This is a genomic window from Arthrobacter sp. 10N44_2 (assembly GCF_056394385.1).
Genome location: NZ_JBFTHT010000012.1, coordinates 59,942 through 74,886, shown reverse-complemented (window position 1 = coordinate 74,886; position 14,945 = coordinate 59,942). Strand labels below are relative to the sequence as shown.

Genomic DNA, 14,945 nt, shown 5'->3' with positions numbered 1-14,945 from the left:
CTGCGGCCCTGCCCGGGCTATTCCCCGGATGCCGATGTTACGCCCGGCGTCATCTTCGCAGCAGTTCCCTGCCGGGACCGCGCGTCAGCGGGACCCCGCCGCCCGGAGCCTTTCGACAGCCTCCGCCGGATCCGCGGCGCCGTAGACGGCTGACCCCGCAACAAAGACGTTCGCCCCCGCCTCTGCCGCGCGCACGATCGTCTCCTCGGTGATGCCGCCATCCACCTGCAGTGCCACCGCGACGCCGGAGCCGTCAATCGCAGCACGGGCCCGCCGGATCTTGGGCAGCGTCAGGTCCAGGAAAGCCTGCCCGCCGAAGCCTGGCTCCACCGTCATGATCAACAGCAGGTCCAGTTCCGGGAGCATGTCCAGATAAGGCTCCACGGGAGTGCCCGGACGCAGCGCCATGCCGGCTTTGGACCCACGGGCGCGCAGTTCCCGCGCGAGTTTGATCGGCGCGATCGAGGCTTCGGCGTGGAACGTCACCGAGGCCACCCCGGCGTCGGCGAAGCCCGGCGCCCAGCGGTCCGCGTCGGCGATCATCAGGTGGGCGTCCAGCGGCACCGGGCTGACGGCCTGGATGCGCTGCACCACGGGCAGCCCAATGGTCAGGTTGGGCACGAAATGATTGTCCATGACGTCCACATGCACGGCATCGGCATTGCTGATACGGCGCAGTTCGGCCTCAAGGTTGACGAAGTCAGCCGAAAGGATGCTCGGGTTGATGCAGCACTGGGCCATGGATTTCCTTCTCGTTCGTACTTTGCTGGTTCGTTTTTGGTGGCAGTGCCCCAGTATCAGCGAAACTCAGGCCAACTTGCGAATCAGCGCCAGGAACATGGCGTCCGTCTGGTGCACGTGCGGCCAGAGCTGGGCGGTGAGCTCGTGCCCGGCCTCGAGGTGGCCCGTGAGGCTGACGCCGTCCAGCACGGCGCCTGCGTCGAGGAGCTCGAGGTCCTCGCGCTTGCGCAGGGCATCACTCACGACGGCGGTGGTCTCTGCCGGGTGCGGCGAACACGTCACGTACGCCACCACGCCGCCGGGCTTGACGGCGTCGATCGCGGAGTTGAGCAGCTGGCGCTGCAGCGGGCCAAGGTCCACGAGGTCCTTGGGCGTGCGCCGCCAGCGCGACTCCGGACGCCGGCGCAGGGCGCCCAGGCCGGTGCACGGGACATCCACCAGGACGCGGTCGAACGACTCCGGCTGCTCGGCGCCAATGTCGCGGCCGTCCCCGGTCCTGACCTCCCAAGCCTCCCGCGGGACCGCGGACAGGGCCTGCCGCACGAGTTTGGCACGGTGCGGGGCGGATTCGTTGGCCAGCAGGTGGGCGCCCCGCTGCCGGGCGAGGGCTCCGAGCAGGGCGGCTTTGCCGCCGGGACCGGCACAGAGATCCAGCCAGCGCTCCCCCGCGCCCCCGCCGTCCGTCCCCGCTTCGCCGCCAGAATTTGTGCCGGGGTCTGCGCTGTTGTTGCCGGGCCCGGCGCCGGGGGTTGTGCCGAGATCGACGGCGGCCATGGCGCGGGCCACGAGCTGCGAACCGACGTCCTGGACACGGGTGCTTCCGTCACGGACCGAGGCGAGGCGGCCGAGGTCCCCGCCGCTGGAAAGCGCGGATCCCTCGACGAGCTCGCCCGGGGTGGCCCCGCCTTCCAGGGCCTCGTCGAGGCTGCCGACGCCGGGCAGCGCCACAAGGTTCACCACGGGCGCGGCATTGTCGGCTTCGAGGAGCGCGTCAATCTCAGAAACCGCCCGGCCGTGGGCCACGAGCGACTGGCGGAGCGCGCGGACGATCCACTCCGGGTGGGCGTAGCGGATGGACGCGATCTTGGTGGCATCCGTCTCGGTGCTCAGCAGCAGGTCGAGCCACTCGTCGAGGGTGCGGGCGGAGACTTTGCGCAGGACGGCGTTGATCAGTGCCGAGGGCCCGGCCCCGATCACGGCGCGAGCCAGCCCCACCGTCTGGTCCAGGGCGGCGTGAGCGGGCACGCGCATGGCGAGCAGCTGGTGCACCCCGATCCGCAGGGCATCCAGGATCGCGGGATCCAGCTCCTCCAGCGGACGGTCCACGCACCGGGCCAGGATGGCGTCGTACGTGCCCTGGCCGCGGAGGGCGCCATAGCTGAGCTCGGTGGCGAAACCGGCGTCGCGCTTGTCCAGCCCGTGGTGCCGGATCCGGGCCGGGAGCACCAGGTTCGCGTAGGCGTCCTCGGCGGCCACCGCGCGGAGCACTTCAAAGGCAACCAGCCGGGCCGGATCGGCGCGGCGGGTCCGCTGGGACGGGGCGCTCTCGGTGAAGCCGCGCTGCGGGCCGCGGTTGCGTTCCCGGCCCTGGGCGTTCCGCCTGCTGCCGCCCCCGGCGCCCTGGCCACTGCCTCGGCTGTTGCCGTTGGTCCCGGAACCGCTCATTCGAATACCACGCTTTCAAGTGTTGCCTGCCCACGCGCCCAATCAGCGGCGGCCATCATTTTCTTGCCCGCGGGTTGCACCCGCGTCAATTCCACCGGGTGCGATCCCGTACCGACGAGAACCCGTTTCCCGTCCAATGCCAGCTGTCCGGGCCGAAGCGCCGCCGAGTCCGCTGCCGGCAGCACTGGCTCCAGTTTGATCCGCTGGCCCTCCAGCAGGGTCCAGGCGCCCGGCTCCGGCGTGACGCCGCGGGCACGGCGGCCGATCGCCAGGGCGGGCTGCTGCCAGTCGAGCCGGCCGTCTTCGAGACTGAGTTTCGGTGCCAGGCTGACGTCGCCCTGCTGCGGGAGCGCGACGGCCTTGCCGGCGTCGATGGCGGACAGCGTTTGGGCCAGCAGAACCGCGCCGCTGTGGGAGAGGCGTTCGAGCAGGGCCCCGGCGGTATCGGCGGGGTGCACGGTCTCGGTGAGGGTCCCGAAGACCGGACCGGTGTCCAGCCCCTCCTCCAGGCGGAAGGTGACGGCACCCGTGACGTCGTCGCCGGCGATGACGGCGCGCTGCACGGGAGCTGCGCCGCGCCAGGCCGGCAGCAGGGAGAAGTGCAGGTTCACCCAGCCGTGGCGGGGGACAGCGAGAGCCGCAGGGGGAATCAGCCCGCCATAGGCCACGATCGCCGCGACGTCCGGTGCTGCGGCGGCAATGCGGGCGGTGACCCCGGCATCGACTTTGGCGGCGTGGATGATCTCAATGCCGAGCTCGGCGGCCCTGGCGGCCACGGGCGACGGCGTCAGGACGCGTTTGCGTCCCAGCGGTGCGTCCGGGCGGGTGAGGACAGCGACGACGTCGAACCCGGCGGCAACAAGGGCGTCGAGCGACGGCACGGCGACAGCGGGGGTCCCGGCGAAGAGAACCCTCACGGGGTGATTCCGAAGCTGGACCCGCCAAAGCTCGTCCCGACGCTCTTCGCGCGCTTGGTGGTTGTCTGTTCCGTGATGGCGTCGTAGTTGGCATTGCGGATGGCGCGCAGGGCGGCCTTTCGGTCTTCGCCCTCGAGCCGGTCGGTATAGAGAATGCCGTCCAGGTGGTCGGTCTCGTGCTGGAAGCAGCGCGCCAGCATGTCTTCGCCCTCCACGGTGACGGGGTTGCCGTGCAGGTCCACGCCGGTCACCCGGGTTTGGCGGTACCGGCGGACGGGGAAGCCCAGGCCCGGGATGGACAGGCATCCCTCGACCTGGTCCGGCTGGAAGTCCTCGCTGTTTTCCAGCACGGGGTTGACGATGTGACCCTCGACGCCGCCGATCCGGTAGGTGAAGACGCGCAGGCTCACACCGACCTGGGGCGCGGCCAGGCCGGCGCCCTCGACATCCTCCATGGTTTCGGTCATGTCGGCGACGAGCTTTGCCAGTTCAGGCCCGAATTCCGTCACGGGATCGGCGACTGTGCGCAGCACAGGATCTCCGATGATGCGGATATTCAAAATGGCCATGTGCAGTCTGTCCTCACGGTGGGCGGCTAGGGGTCCAGTCCAGTTTAGTTGCAGCTGCCCGGCTTCTGTTCGGCGCGTCTGGTCGGTGCTTCTTGTCGGTGCTTCCGGTCGGCGCTACTTGTCAGCGCTTCACGGGCGGCGCCAGCGGGAGCAGTGCTGCTCCGGCGGTTGCCGTGTCGGCGGACATCTCCCACACGCGGCGCAGCGCACAGAATTTCCACCAGTGATGCTTCAGGACCTCGGGGTTGGCCCGCTGCGGACGGACCTCGGTCTCGCCGACCGCCACGGCCAGGAGGATCGGGGACTCGCCGTGCTGCCAGGCCTCCCACTCCCCCGCGACGGGATCCACGAGGCTTTCCTCCGCCTTCATGCCCGCCACGAGCTGCATGACCACCTTGTCATCAAGCGGTTGGACGGTGCCGTCCCGGCTGGTGCCCTTGGTCTTGTAGTCGATAAGACAGGTCCGGCCGTTGATCCGTGCGACGAGGTCCAGGGTGCCGGCATAGCCGACCGTCTTGTTCCACACCGTAATTTCCGGGGCGATGGGCTCAACCTGGAAGAGCTCCCACCATTCGTCGAAGCGTGCCGCGAAGGCTTCCTCGCCGTTGGCGGCCAGCGCCTCCCGTGTTTCCTTCATCTGGTGCGGCCGGCCGAGCGCACGCAGCGCAACCTGCTCGCAATAGTTGTGGACCCGGTCGCCGCGTTTGGCGGCATCGTCCCGGTACGACTCCGCCGCCTTGGCGGCCCGGCTGACCGCCTGCCGCAGTTTGGCCGGGCTCCCCAGGATGCCGGGGAGCTCGGGATCCTGGGCCAGACTGTTGGCGCCCATGTACCCGAACCAGCCGTCCAGGCCGTGTGGCTGCTGGCCGATCACCGTGGTGATGGAAGGGACAGAGAACTGAGCCGACGTGGAGCGGGCGTACATGCGGCCATGGTCCGTGGCGTGGGCGAGGAGTGGAGCGGTCATATGAAGACTCTTTCACGGGGGTCAGACAACGATGAAAAGCAAAATGGCCCGCCCCGCTGAGTCAGCGGAACAGACCATTTCGTTAGTGGGCGATACTGGGTTCGAACCAGTGACCTCTTCGGTGTGAACGAAGCGCGCTACCACTGCGCCAATCGCCCTAACGACATTGAATGCTAGCCCACCCGGGCGGATTTTAGAAATCGGCCCGGGGGAACCTGGCCGCGGCGGGAATGCGGCCCAATACTCCCGCGCAACAGGCCCCGTGCACGGGCAGTTCCACCAGCCCTCCACCGGCCGTTCCAGTCGTCCCCCTCAGAAGGCCCGCTCAGTAGTCCCGGCGCCACTTAGGGCCACGGCTGAACAATGACGCTAATTACAGCGCTGTAATTAGCAAAATCCCCTAGAACTCGGGGAAGTAGGGCCATGGAACCCGGGCCAATGGGTCTCGATTTGTAGATTCCCAGAACCTCCTATAGAGTTCTTACTCGTTGGAACGCGAGGAAATGCCGAATGCGGCAAGGAAATGCACACCAACAATGCGGACGTAGCTCAGCTGGTAGAGCACCACCTTGCCAAGGTGGATGTCGCGAGTTCGAATCTCGTCGTCCGCTCGCAGGACACTGTCACGGCAAAGGTTCTTCGGAATCCTGTCTACACGGTGGGTTGGCCGAGAGGCGAGGCAGCGGCCTGCAAAGCCGTATACACGGGTTCGAATCCCGTACCCACCTCGGTGAAAACCCTGGTTTCCGGTTTCGATCGGATGCAAGGGGCGATTGGCGCAGCGGTAGCGCGCTTCCCTGACACGGAAGAGGTCACTGGTTCGATCCCAGTATCGCCCACCAGAGCAAGGCAACTTGCTTGATGCAGTACCACCGGCCCAGCCGGCATGGACTAAAATGCGGACGTAGCTCAGCTGGTAGAGCACCACCTTGCCAAGGTGGATGTCGCGAGTTCGAATCTCGTCGTCCGCTCTCTTCATTACAACTCCACTCCGGATCCTTCCGGTTGCGGGCGATTGGCGCAGCGGTAGCGCGCTTCCCTGACACGGAAGAGGTCACTGGTTCGATCCCAGTATCGCCCACCACAAGAGCAGCTCCCCCGGAGCTGCTCTTTTTTGTGCACTCCGGGCCCTTCTACCCTGTGCACCTGGCCTTCCATCTTTTATCCTCTGGGCGGACACCCTTGGCACCCCCGCCACCTCCCGCTAGGGTAGAAAACGCAAGGAGCGATCTGGCTCCGCGACCGAAGGGAGGTGCCCGTGGGTTTACTTGACGATCTAAAGGGCAAGGCTCAGCAAGTTATTGGTGGCAACGAAGAAGCCATCAAGGACGGCATCGAAAAGGCAGGCGACTTCGTCGACTCCAAGACCGGCGGAAAGCACGCCGGCACGATCGATGCCGTGCAGCGTGGCGCTTCCGACTTCGTGGACAAGGCGAACGACCGGCCGAATTCGGCCCCGGTCGCCGATCAGACTCCCGCAGCCGGTGAGCCCCACGTAGCCGGGGAACCCCGCCAGCCAGGCCTCTGACCCAGATCCGTCAGCGAGGTGCCGGTCCCGCCGAGAGGCGGCGTCGGCACCTCCGGCATTTAAGGGCGACTCCAACCGGGCAACGCGGGGTCAGTTACGGCCCATCCGGTGCATCCGGATGGGCCGTAACTGACCCCGCGTTGGATTTGGCGTTGTACTTGGAGGGGCTGGCGGCTAGGACGGTTCGTGGTTTTGGCCCTCGCGGGCCAGCGCGGTCAGCCTGGAGACGGCGCGGAAGTACTTCTTCATGTACCCGCCGGTCATCATTTCCTCGGTGAAGAGCTGGTCGAACGGCACACCGCTGGCAAGGATGGGCACGTCCTTGTCGTACAGCCGGTCAGCCAGCACCACGAAGCGCAGCGCAACGGCCTGCTCGGTAATCGTGTGCACGTTCTTCCAGACCACGCCCTCGATCCCCTCCAGCAGCTGGCGGTAACGGCTCGGGTGCACGCCGGCCAGGTGGTTGATCAAGGTGCTGAACTCATCGCGGGCCACGGTCTTGCCGTCGAACTCGGCATGCATGTGGTGGGTCAGGTCATCATTGCGCAGCGGCGACGGCGCGGCCGGCAGGCCACGGTGGCGGAAGTCCTCGCCGTCGATCCGCACGACGTCGAACTGGTCCGCCAGCACCTGGATTTCACGGGCGAAGTCGACGGCGGCGAAGCGCCCGTCCCCGAGGGACCCCGGCAGCGTGTTCGATGTGGCGGCAAGCTTCACGCCGGCGTCGGCGAGTTCGCGCATGAGCCGGGACATGAGCACAGTGTCGCCCGGATCATCGAGCTCAAATTCATCGATGCAGACCAGCTTGTAGTGGCTCAGGGCCTCAACGGTCTTGCGGAAGGACAGCGCACCGACGAGGTTGGTGTATTCGACGAACGTGCCGAAGGCCTTGGGCCCGGGGGCGGCGTGCCACAGCGATGCCAGCAGGTGGGTCTTGCCCACACCGAATCCGCCGTCGAGGTAGATTCCGGCCCGGGAAGTTTCCTTCTTGCCGAAGAGCCGCTTGAACAGCCCGTCGCCGTCGCGTGCGCCCACGCCCGCCGCAAAATGCTGCAGGGCATGGACCGCCTGGGCCTGGCTGGGCTGGGCGGGATCGGGCCGGTAGCTGGAAAACGACACCTCACCGAACCGCGGCGACGGATAGAACCCATTGAGGAGTTCATCCACGGAAACTGCCGGTGTGCGGGCGGCGAGCTGTTCGATCTGTACCAAGGTGGTCCGTTCTGCTGGTCTCTTGTCCCCAGCAAGAATACCGGCAAAGCCTGGCCGGCCCGCGTGCGCGACTGTGGACCCGCGGCCGGCGTGAGGAAGACCACATTTCCCCGTGTGAACCCGGTGGAGCATTCCCACCGGCCCGTGACTAGTGTTGTAACAGGCCCGGCGCGGCGCACGCTTTCCGCGCCCGGCCTCCTGACCGTTCAAGTGAAAGGCCATCGCAATGACCTACCCCGTTGAGCAGAACGAGAAATTCGCCGCCTACGCCCACCCTGACCGCCTGGTGTCCACGGAATGGCTGGCCACGGCGATCGAGGACGGTGCCCTCGACGGCGGCAATCTCGTGGTGGTCGAATCCGACGAAGACGTCCTGCTGTACGAGACCGGGCACATCCCGGGAGCCGTGAAAATCGACTGGCACACGGACCTGAACGACGAGGTGACCCGCGACTACGTCGACGGTGAAGCCTTCGCCGCGCTGGCCGCGTCCAAAGGCATTTCCCGGGACAGCACGGTGGTCATTTACGGCGACAAGTCGAACTGGTGGGCCGCATACGCCCTGTGGGTGTTCACGCTCTTCGGCCACGAGGACGTCCGGCTCCTGGACGGCGGCCGGGACAAGTGGATCGCGGAAGACCGGGCGCTCTCCACCGTCACGACCGTCGCCACCCCCGCCGACTACCCCGTCGTGGAGCGGGACGACGCCCCGATCCGCGCCTTCAAGGATGACGTCCTGGCGCACTTCGGCAAGCCGCTGATCGACGTCCGCTCGACCGAGGAGTACACCGGCCAGCGCACCCACATGCCCGCCTACCCGGAAGAGGGCGCGCTGCGCGGCGGCCACATCCCCACGGCGGCCTCCATCCCCTGGGCCCGCGCGGCGGCCGGCGACGGCACGTACCGGAACCGCGGCGAGCTCGAGGCCCTCTACCTCGACGAGGCCGGATTGAACGAAGGCGACGACGTCGTTGCGTACTGCCGGATCGGCGAGCGGTCCAGCCACACCTGGTTTGCGCTGAAGTACCTGTTGGGCTTTGAGACCGTGCGGAACTACGACGGCTCCTGGACCGAATGGGGCAACGCTGTGCGCGTCCCGATCGTCAAGGGTGCCGAACGCGGCGCGGTTCCGGCCGGCCGTTAGCCGCGGTGACCGTGGAGCGGGACCGGTCCCGACAGGGACACAATCGGCGCGCCTGCGTAAGCTGGGAGTGATGAATACTTCAGCCCTCCCCGCCGCACTGGCGGACATTGTCGACGATTTCCAGGCCCTGACCGAAGCAGAGCGGCTGCAGCTGCTCCTTGAGTTCTCGCAGGGGCTTCCGGAACTTCCGGAGCGGCTCCGGGATCACCCGGAGCTGCTCGAGCAGGTAGTGGAGTGCCAGACGCCGCTGTTCCTCACCGTCGAGACGGAACAGGCCGACGGCGACGCGCCTGAGCGCGTCCGGCTCTACTTCAAGGCACCCAAGGAGGCCCCGACCACCCGCGGCTTCGCCGGAGTGCTCCACGAAGGACTCGACGGGCTCAGCGCCGCGGAAATCCTGGCCGTCCCCGACGACATGCCCGAACTGTTGGGCCTGACCCGCGCCATCACTCCCCTGCGCATGCGCGGAATGACGGCCATGCTGGGCCGGATCAAGCGCAAGGTCGTCGCCTCCGGAGACCGCCAGCCGTCGGCGCAGTCCTGACCTTCGGCGCCCGGACAGCCAGAGAACATGGCCCGCAAGCACGCGTCGCAGGGAACTCCGGCCACCGCGGCACTCGCGGCCGCCGGGGTTCCCTTTGTGGCCCACCCCTACACCCATGACCCCGCGGCGGCCAGTTATGGCCTGGAAGCGGCGGAAGTGCTCGGCGTCGACCCTGACCGGGTCTTCAAGACCCTGATGGTCGACGTCGACGGCCGGCTCGCCGTCGGCGTCGTGCCGGTCAGCGGCAGCCTGGACCTCAAGGCGATGGCCGCGGCTTTGGGCGGCAAGAAAGCAGAGATGGCCGATCCGGCCGCGGCGCAGCGGCGGACCGGATATGTTCTCGGCGGCATCTCACCGCTCGGCCAGCGCCAGTCCTCCCCCACGGTGGTGGATGAGAGCGCACTGGCGCTGGAGACCATCCTCGTTTCGGGTGGACGGCGCGGCCTGGACATCGAGCTGGATCCGGCCGAGCTCATTCGGCTCACGGCTGCCCGCACCGCCAGGATCGGGACCCGGCGCGACTGACCCGGCCCCAGGTGTCGAGACGGCACGTCACGGCAATTTTCGCGCACAACACTGCCGTGATCTGTCAGCGAACCGTCAATGAACTGTCAATGATCTCTGTCAGTGAACTGTCAATTGAATGCGGCATTGCCGGCCGGAGGCTCCTGGTCGCCGGGGTTGGCGCGGGGCGCCAGCTGCTGCCGGAGCCAGGCCGAGACCTGCCGCTCCCAGCGCTCCGGGTCCACGTTCCATTCCTTGGTATGCAGGGCCTTGTCGAAGGGCTCGAAGGTGACCATCTCGGGGTTTTTCTCGGCCAGCGCCGCGGAGGGCCCGTACGGTACGTACTCGTCGTCCACGCTGTGCACAATGAGGGTCGGCGTCCTCAGCTCCACGGCCCGCGAGACCCAGTCCATCGCTTTGAGGTCGACCGGCGCGGCCAGCCCGGTCAGCCGCCGGCCCAGGCGGTGGCTGAGCATGAGTTGTCCGTAGCGGCCCACGGACGACGGAATCCGGTTCAGCTCCGCGTGGTGGGCCAGCACGTTGACCCAGTTGATCACCGGCGCGTCCAGGACCATGGCCCGGATCAAGTGGCGGTGCCGGGAAAGGTCAGCGGTCTGGAGGCATATCGCGCCGCCCATCGACCAGCCGAACAAAACCACCTCGCGGGCGCCCTGCTGTACGGCGTAGCCGATGGCAGCCTCGACGTCGCGCCATTCGGTGGAGCCCAAGCCGTACCGCCCGTCGCTGGCTGACGGGGCCAGGCCGTCGTTGCGGTAGGAGATCAGAAGACTGGACATGCCCAGTTCCCTGGCGGTCCGGACAGCCCGCAGCCCCTCCTGCCGGGTGGCCCCGCGCCCGTGCACCATGATCGCCCACACGTCGGGGGCCACATCCTCCGCCACGGCCGGCGCGGCGCGGACAAGCCAGGCCGGCGCGGTCCCGGCGTCGACGTCGATCAGCACGTCCTCCACCGGAAACCCCAGGGCGGCCGGATCCGGATAGGCCGCGCCGCTCCACCAGCCGCGCCGGGCGGTGGCCATGTCCCCGCTGTAGACGTGCTCGACCTCGCGCAGCACGGTGCGTTCGGCCGGGGAGTAGGACAGGATCCGGCCGATCCGCGCATGCCCGCGGCCGCCGTCGAAGAAGAAACCGTACACCCCGTCCACCGTGGCGTCCGGGGTGGCGGCGAAAATGACCCGCAGCGCCCGTCCCTCGCGGATGACGGCCAGCACTTCCTGGTCCTCTGCCCGGAACCGGGCCGGGGTGATGACGCGGCGGGCGAAGTAGAGGGCGAGGGCGGAGGAGCCGGCGGCGAGCACGCCCGCAGCGGCGCTGCCGCCGATGATGCCCCCCACCGCCCACTTGGCGCTCCCGGACGTCACGCCGCCGGGGGCCGGCGCGACGGGGAGTGCTGTTCTGCGGGCAGAGGCCCGCCGGGCGGCGGCCCGCCGGGCAGCGGCCTGACGGAGGTCCGGGCGGAGGCGCAGGGAGGATGCCATGGCACCATTCTTACTGAAGCGCAGCCCAACCACGGCATTGGCGGGATTTCAGGCGCACGGCCGGGCCGGTACAGACACGCCAGGGTCCCGCGGGACACAACGATGCAGGTCAACACGAGCGCGACTAGGCTGGGGTCATGAGTGATCCAATCGTCATTTTGACAGAAGAGCCCCTCGGTGCGGATGACCGCGTCAATATTGAAACCCTGATTGCCGGCGGTGATGCGCCCCTGCTGATCCTGGTGCCGGCCAACACCGAGCGACACCTGGTGGTGGATTTCCTGGAAAACCTTTCCATGCTTGAAATCGCCAAGGCCTTCCGTGAACTGACGGCACACTCGGATCCCGCCGAGGAGCGGGCCGAAGCAGCCGATACCCTGGCCGCCTCGCTGGCCGCGCTGGCCGGTCTGGGCGGCGGCGTCTCGGGCGAAGTCGTCGAGGGCAAGGCCGTTGACGGCCTGGTTGCCAAGGTCAAGGAACTCAGCGCCGGACAGGCTGTGGTCATCACCCGCCCGCACGCCGTGGCCGACACGTTCCACACCGACTGGGCCACCAAGGCACAGGACAAGCTGGGGCTGCCCGTCCTGCATCTGTACGCCGGTTCGGGATTTATCGGGGACTCCTGAGCGTTATTGAGGCTATGAGTATCTTTAACAGGCCTAAATCCATGCCCTCGGCAGTGCCCGCCACCGAACCCACAGCCGACCCCGCCGCCACGGCCTTTGACCAGGCTCCGACCGGAACGCCCGTCGAAAAGACGGACGCCCAGTGGCGCGAGGAACTGACGCCCGAGGAGTACCGCGTGCTCCGCCAGGCAGGCACCGAGCGGCCGTACACCGGCGAATACTGGGACACCCACACCCGCGGTGTCTACAAATGCAGGGCCTGCGGCGCCGAACTCTTCACCAGCAACGAAAAGTTCGACTCGCACTGCGGCTGGCCGTCCTTCTGGGCGCCCCTCGCCGAGGGCACCGTTCGCTACATCCATGACCGCACCATGGGCATGGACCGGGTGGAAGTCCGCTGCAGCACCTGTGATTCCCACCTGGGGCACGTGTTCGACGGCGAGGGCTACGGCACCCCCACGGACCAGCGCTTCTGCATCAACTCGGTTTCCTTGAAGCTGGTTCCCGCGGACGACGCCGGGCAGTAGCCCGCAGCCCTGCCTCTCCTTCCGCTGGAACGGCTTTTCAGAATCACTTGCCACAGACTTTCTTATGCTCGAGGCAATTTTGCATTAGAGTCTCTGCTTGCTTGCTACGCTCGATTTAGATCCAGCGACACGCTCCACAGCAAACAGAAAGGCGACCGTCGACGATGACCACGACCGCTCTTACCGCCCCCGCCCCGATCACCGCCGGCAACCAGGAATGGCTGCGGCTCAAGGCTGCCGCCACCGCCCTGCGCGCCCTCCAGGTCCAGGACGGATCCGTGCCGGATGCCGAAGCCCACGAAGCCGCGGCCGGCCACGTCGCAACCATCACCGCGGCGGTCGCGGCCCTGGCCCCGTCCTTCCCGCACGACGCGAACTACCTGGAACTGCTGGTCACCGACTTTGACCGCTGGGCCGATGGCGGCTTTGGGGTCCCGGACTTCCTGGATTCCCTGCAGGCGTTCCAGCCGCAGCAGCACCGGGTCAACGGACTCCAGCACCTGGTCGTGTTCCCGATGTACACCCAGAACGGCAGCAGCAGCCGCCTCGTCGAGGCCGTGCTGATCGAGGTCATCTGGCCGGAATTCATCGGCGGCCTGGAAGCCGGCGAATACTCCAACAAGCTCTTCGTCCCGATCCGGTTCCTCGACTTCACCGCGGGCTACGACACCAACTCCGCAGTCCTGTTCCCCGAGACCGTCGCGGTCCGCGAGACCCCGACGTTTACGTGGGGCGCGATCTTCGCCGACCGCGAGGCAGCACGCTTCCGCCGCGTCCTGCGCGCGGCCGCCGGGATCACCTCCCTGCAGCTGCCCGAGGACGCCGCCGGGCTCCTGGAGGACCAGCAGCTGACGCAGGAAACCTTTGTCATGTGGGACCTGATCCACGACCGCACCCATATGCGCGGCGACCTGCCCTTCGACCCGTTCATGATCAAGCAGCGCATGCCGTTCTTCCTCTACTCACTGGAGGAGCTGCGCTGCGACCTCACCGCCTTCCGCGAATCCGTGAAGATCGAGAAGGACGAGGACGCTGACCCGGAGGCCCGCCGGCACGCCAAGCTGGTCCAGTACGCCGTGATCTTCGACCGCATCTTCCGCTTCGCCATCACCGGCACGCGCGTGCGGAACTACGACGGCCTTGGCGGCCAGCTGCTCTTCGCCTGGATGCACCAGCACCACGTCCTGCACTGGACCGACAGCAAACTCAGCATCGACTGGGACGAGGCTGCCGACGTCGTAGTTGAACTCGGCGCGAAGATCGAGGAACTGTACTGGCGCTCGATCGACCGCCCCAAGATGGCCCACTGGCTCGCCGCCTACGAGCTCATCTCCGGTACGGTCACGCCCAACCCGGCCTCGGTCTGGGCCAAGGGTCCGGACGCCCTCCCCCTGGACGGTCCGCCCCGTGGCCTCACGGACCAGGTCCTCGACGACGAGTTCCCGCTCTCCATGTTCTACGAGGCGCTGGAGAAGAAGATGCGGCCCGTCATCGAATCCACTGCCGGCATCACAGGATCGTCAGACATCAGCACAGATAGCGGCACTGACACGGGATCAGAGTCCGGCGGCACCCAGGCCCTGAACGCCGGATGAGTGCCGGACGCACTTTGAACGTGCTGGTCACGGGGGGCAGCGGGCCGTCGGGAATCGCGACGGCCCGCGCCCTGCGCGGCGCCGGCCACAGGGTCTTCACGGTCGGATCGGATGCCGCGCGCATCGAGGCAGCCGCCGCCGAGGCCGGCGACGGCGTCACGCCGCTCGCCTGCGACCTCGCCAGCCTGGCCGACGTCCGCGCCCTGCGGGAAAGCATTGCCGGCCTGGCCGGACGAGTCGACGGCGTTATCCACCTGGTGGGCGGCTGGCGCGGCGCGAAAGGCATCACGGACCAGAGCGACGACGACTGGGACTTCCTGGAGCGCAACGCCGTCACGACCCTGCGGAACGTTACGCGCGTCTTCTTCGACGACCTCGCTGCCTCTGAGGCAGGACGCTTCGCCATGGTGTCCTCCACGGCGGTAAGCGCCCCGACGGCGGCGGGGGCGAGCTACGCCGCGGCCAAGGCGGCCGCCGAGGCCTGGACGCTGGCGGTCGCTGACGGCTTCCGCCGGGTCCACGCCGCGGGCAATGCCACCGGCACAGGCACTCCAGAGCAGGACAGCGCGCAACAGGGCAACGCCAGACAGGACAGCGCCGCGCTGCGGAGCGCCGCCGTCATTTTCGTGGTGAAAGCCCTCGTTGACGCGCAAATGCGGGCCAAGGCCCCGGACCGCAAGTTCCCGGGCTTCACGGACGTGGCTGACCTGGCGGCTGCCGCAGCGGGACTCTTCAACGCTCCTGCCGGCGACCTGAACGGCCAGCGGCTGCTGCTCAGCCGCTGAACCATCCCTGATTCCGCGGCCCTGATCCAGGGCCCCAGCGCCGGCGGCACAGGGTCTGGGGCCCCGATCCAGGGCCCCGGGCTTAGCCCGGGCGGCCCGACCTCTTAGACTGAAAGCGTGAG

The 14,945-nt window shown here is 67.8% G+C and carries 15 protein-coding genes and 6 tRNA genes; 13 read left to right on the top strand and 8 right to left on the bottom strand.

Translation table 11 applies throughout. From position 1 onward, the window contains the following. Positions 1–84: 84 nt before the first annotated feature. The 6 genes from rpe to AC1DBX_RS13770 form a co-directional block, all read right to left on the bottom strand. Positions 85–741: a ribulose-phosphate 3-epimerase gene (gene rpe, locus AC1DBX_RS13795; protein ID WP_476857166.1), complete on the bottom strand. Its 657-nt coding sequence runs from the start codon at positions 739–741 to the stop codon at positions 85–87. 66 nt (positions 742–807) lie between these two features. Beyond that, positions 808–2,406: an RsmB/NOP family class I SAM-dependent RNA methyltransferase gene (locus tag AC1DBX_RS13790; RefSeq protein WP_476860254.1), complete on the bottom strand. Its 1,599-nt coding sequence runs from the start codon at positions 2,404–2,406 to the stop codon at positions 808–810. Further along, positions 2,403–3,323 carry a methionyl-tRNA formyltransferase gene (fmt, locus tag AC1DBX_RS13785; RefSeq protein WP_476857165.1) on the bottom strand — a complete coding sequence of 307 codons (921 nt, stop codon included), beginning with the start codon at positions 3,321–3,323 and terminating at the stop codon, positions 2,403–2,405. Before fmt ends, AC1DBX_RS13790 begins: the two co-directional genes overlap by 4 nt. Then, complete coding sequence (gene def / locus AC1DBX_RS13780; protein WP_230011447.1) at positions 3,320–3,892, bottom strand: peptide deformylase; 573 nt, start codon at positions 3,890–3,892, stop codon at positions 3,320–3,322. The genes fmt and def overlap by 4 nt, the downstream gene beginning before the upstream one ends. A 121-nt stretch (positions 3,893–4,013) precedes the next feature. Further along, entirely contained in the window at positions 4,014–4,859 is an 846-nt protein-coding gene (locus AC1DBX_RS13775) for a cytochrome (protein ID WP_476931994.1), read from the bottom strand. An 86-nt stretch (positions 4,860–4,945) separates the two neighbouring features. Then, positions 4,946–5,017, bottom strand: a tRNA-Val gene (locus AC1DBX_RS13770). A 380-nt stretch (positions 5,018–5,397) separates the two neighbouring features. On the opposite strand from AC1DBX_RS13770, the gene AC1DBX_RS13765 reads away from it, so the two are divergent. The 6 genes from AC1DBX_RS13765 (at position 5,398) to AC1DBX_RS13740 (ending at position 6,387) form a co-directional block, all read left to right on the top strand. Beyond that, positions 5,398–5,470: transfer RNA gene (locus AC1DBX_RS13765), tRNA-Gly, on the top strand. 46 nt (positions 5,471–5,516) lie between these two features. After that, positions 5,517–5,587 (top strand) — tRNA-Cys (locus tag AC1DBX_RS13760). A gap of 39 nt (positions 5,588–5,626) precedes the next feature. Further along, positions 5,627–5,701: transfer RNA gene (locus AC1DBX_RS13755), tRNA-Val, on the top strand. A gap of 56 nt (positions 5,702–5,757) precedes the next feature. Continuing rightward, positions 5,758–5,830: transfer RNA gene (locus AC1DBX_RS13750), tRNA-Gly, on the top strand. 38 nt (positions 5,831–5,868) lie between these two features. Beyond that, positions 5,869–5,943, top strand: a tRNA-Val gene (locus AC1DBX_RS13745). A gap of 174 nt (positions 5,944–6,117) precedes the next feature. Continuing rightward, positions 6,118–6,387 carry an antitoxin gene (locus tag AC1DBX_RS13740; protein WP_476931993.1) on the top strand — a complete coding sequence of 90 codons (270 nt, stop codon included), beginning with the start codon at positions 6,118–6,120 and terminating at the stop codon, positions 6,385–6,387. A gap of 174 nt (positions 6,388–6,561) precedes the next feature. Here the strand turns inward: AC1DBX_RS13740 and zapE are convergent, their stop codons facing one another. After that, positions 6,562–7,599, bottom strand: coding sequence for a cell division protein ZapE (gene zapE, locus AC1DBX_RS13735; RefSeq protein ID WP_476931992.1), 1,038 nt, complete (start codon positions 7,597–7,599; stop codon positions 6,562–6,564). 226 nt (positions 7,600–7,825) lie between these two features. Between zapE and AC1DBX_RS13730 the strand changes: the two genes are divergently transcribed. The 3 genes from AC1DBX_RS13730 to ybaK all read left to right on the top strand — a co-directional run bounded on the left by AC1DBX_RS13730 (position 7,826) and on the right by ybaK (position 9,812). Then, positions 7,826–8,743, top strand: a complete 918-nt coding sequence (locus AC1DBX_RS13730) for a sulfurtransferase (protein WP_476931991.1) — start codon at positions 7,826–7,828, stop codon at positions 8,741–8,743. 70 nt (positions 8,744–8,813) lie between these two features. After that, positions 8,814–9,287, top strand: coding sequence for a SufE family protein (locus tag AC1DBX_RS13725; protein WP_243179191.1), 474 nt, complete (start codon positions 8,814–8,816; stop codon positions 9,285–9,287). Positions 9,288–9,314: 27 nt separating this feature from the next. After that, on the top strand, positions 9,315–9,812 hold the full coding sequence (gene ybaK, locus AC1DBX_RS13720) for a Cys-tRNA(Pro) deacylase (protein ID WP_476851506.1): 498 nt from the start codon (positions 9,315–9,317) through the stop codon (positions 9,810–9,812). Between the two features lie 110 nt (positions 9,813–9,922). Here the strand turns inward: ybaK and AC1DBX_RS13715 are convergent, their stop codons facing one another. Further along, positions 9,923–11,290, bottom strand: coding sequence for an alpha/beta hydrolase family protein (locus AC1DBX_RS13715; RefSeq protein WP_476931990.1), 1,368 nt, complete (start codon positions 11,288–11,290; stop codon positions 9,923–9,925). 137 nt (positions 11,291–11,427) lie between these two features. Here AC1DBX_RS13715 and AC1DBX_RS13710 point away from each other — a divergent pair, with 137 nt between their 5' ends. The 4 genes from AC1DBX_RS13710 (at position 11,428) to AC1DBX_RS13695 (ending at position 14,823) form a co-directional block, all read left to right on the top strand. Further along, the gene (locus AC1DBX_RS13710; protein ID WP_230007972.1) at positions 11,428–11,916 is read left to right on the top strand and encodes a hypothetical protein; all 489 of its coding nucleotides are present in this window, start codon (positions 11,428–11,430) and stop codon (positions 11,914–11,916) included. A 14-nt stretch (positions 11,917–11,930) separates the two neighbouring features. Next, positions 11,931–12,443, top strand: coding sequence for a peptide-methionine (R)-S-oxide reductase MsrB (gene msrB, locus AC1DBX_RS13705; RefSeq protein ID WP_476931989.1), 513 nt, complete (start codon positions 11,931–11,933; stop codon positions 12,441–12,443). A gap of 164 nt (positions 12,444–12,607) precedes the next feature. Then, a complete protein-coding gene (locus AC1DBX_RS13700; RefSeq protein ID WP_476931988.1) occupies positions 12,608–14,038 on the top strand; it encodes a DUF6421 family protein in 1,431 nt (476 codons plus the stop codon). Beyond that, positions 14,035–14,823, top strand: a complete 789-nt coding sequence (locus tag AC1DBX_RS13695) for an SDR family oxidoreductase (RefSeq protein ID WP_476931987.1) — start codon at positions 14,035–14,037, stop codon at positions 14,821–14,823. The genes AC1DBX_RS13700 and AC1DBX_RS13695 overlap by 4 nt, the downstream gene beginning before the upstream one ends. The last annotated feature ends 122 nt before the right edge of the window (positions 14,824–14,945 follow it).

What these genes read in the sequence shown, in the direction of transcription:
- rpe (WP_476857166.1), bottom strand. Translation starts at nt 741, where the DNA reads ATGGCCCAGTGCTGCATCAACCCGAGCATCCTTTCGGCTGACTTCGTC.
- AC1DBX_RS13790 (WP_476860254.1), bottom strand. Translation starts at nt 2,406, where the DNA reads ATGAGCGGTTCCGGGACCAACGGCAACAGCCGAGGCAGTGGCCAGGGC.
- def (WP_230011447.1), bottom strand. Translation starts at nt 3,892, where the DNA reads ATGGCCATTTTGAATATCCGCATCATCGGAGATCCTGTGCTGCGCACA.
- AC1DBX_RS13775 (WP_476931994.1), bottom strand. Translation starts at nt 4,859, where the DNA reads ATGACCGCTCCACTCCTCGCCCACGCCACGGACCATGGCCGCATGTAC.
- AC1DBX_RS13730 (WP_476931991.1), top strand. Translation starts at nt 7,826, where the DNA reads ATGACCTACCCCGTTGAGCAGAACGAGAAATTCGCCGCCTACGCCCAC.
- AC1DBX_RS13725 (WP_243179191.1), top strand. Translation starts at nt 8,814, where the DNA reads ATGAATACTTCAGCCCTCCCCGCCGCACTGGCGGACATTGTCGACGAT.
- ybaK (WP_476851506.1), top strand. Translation starts at nt 9,315, where the DNA reads ATGGCCCGCAAGCACGCGTCGCAGGGAACTCCGGCCACCGCGGCACTC.
- AC1DBX_RS13715 (WP_476931990.1), bottom strand. Translation starts at nt 11,290, where the DNA reads ATGGCATCCTCCCTGCGCCTCCGCCCGGACCTCCGTCAGGCCGCTGCC.
- AC1DBX_RS13710 (WP_230007972.1), top strand. Translation starts at nt 11,428, where the DNA reads ATGAGTGATCCAATCGTCATTTTGACAGAAGAGCCCCTCGGTGCGGAT.
- msrB (WP_476931989.1), top strand. Translation starts at nt 11,931, where the DNA reads ATGAGTATCTTTAACAGGCCTAAATCCATGCCCTCGGCAGTGCCCGCC.
- AC1DBX_RS13700 (WP_476931988.1), top strand. Translation starts at nt 12,608, where the DNA reads ATGACCACGACCGCTCTTACCGCCCCCGCCCCGATCACCGCCGGCAAC.
- AC1DBX_RS13695 (WP_476931987.1), top strand. Translation starts at nt 14,035, where the DNA reads ATGAGTGCCGGACGCACTTTGAACGTGCTGGTCACGGGGGGCAGCGGG.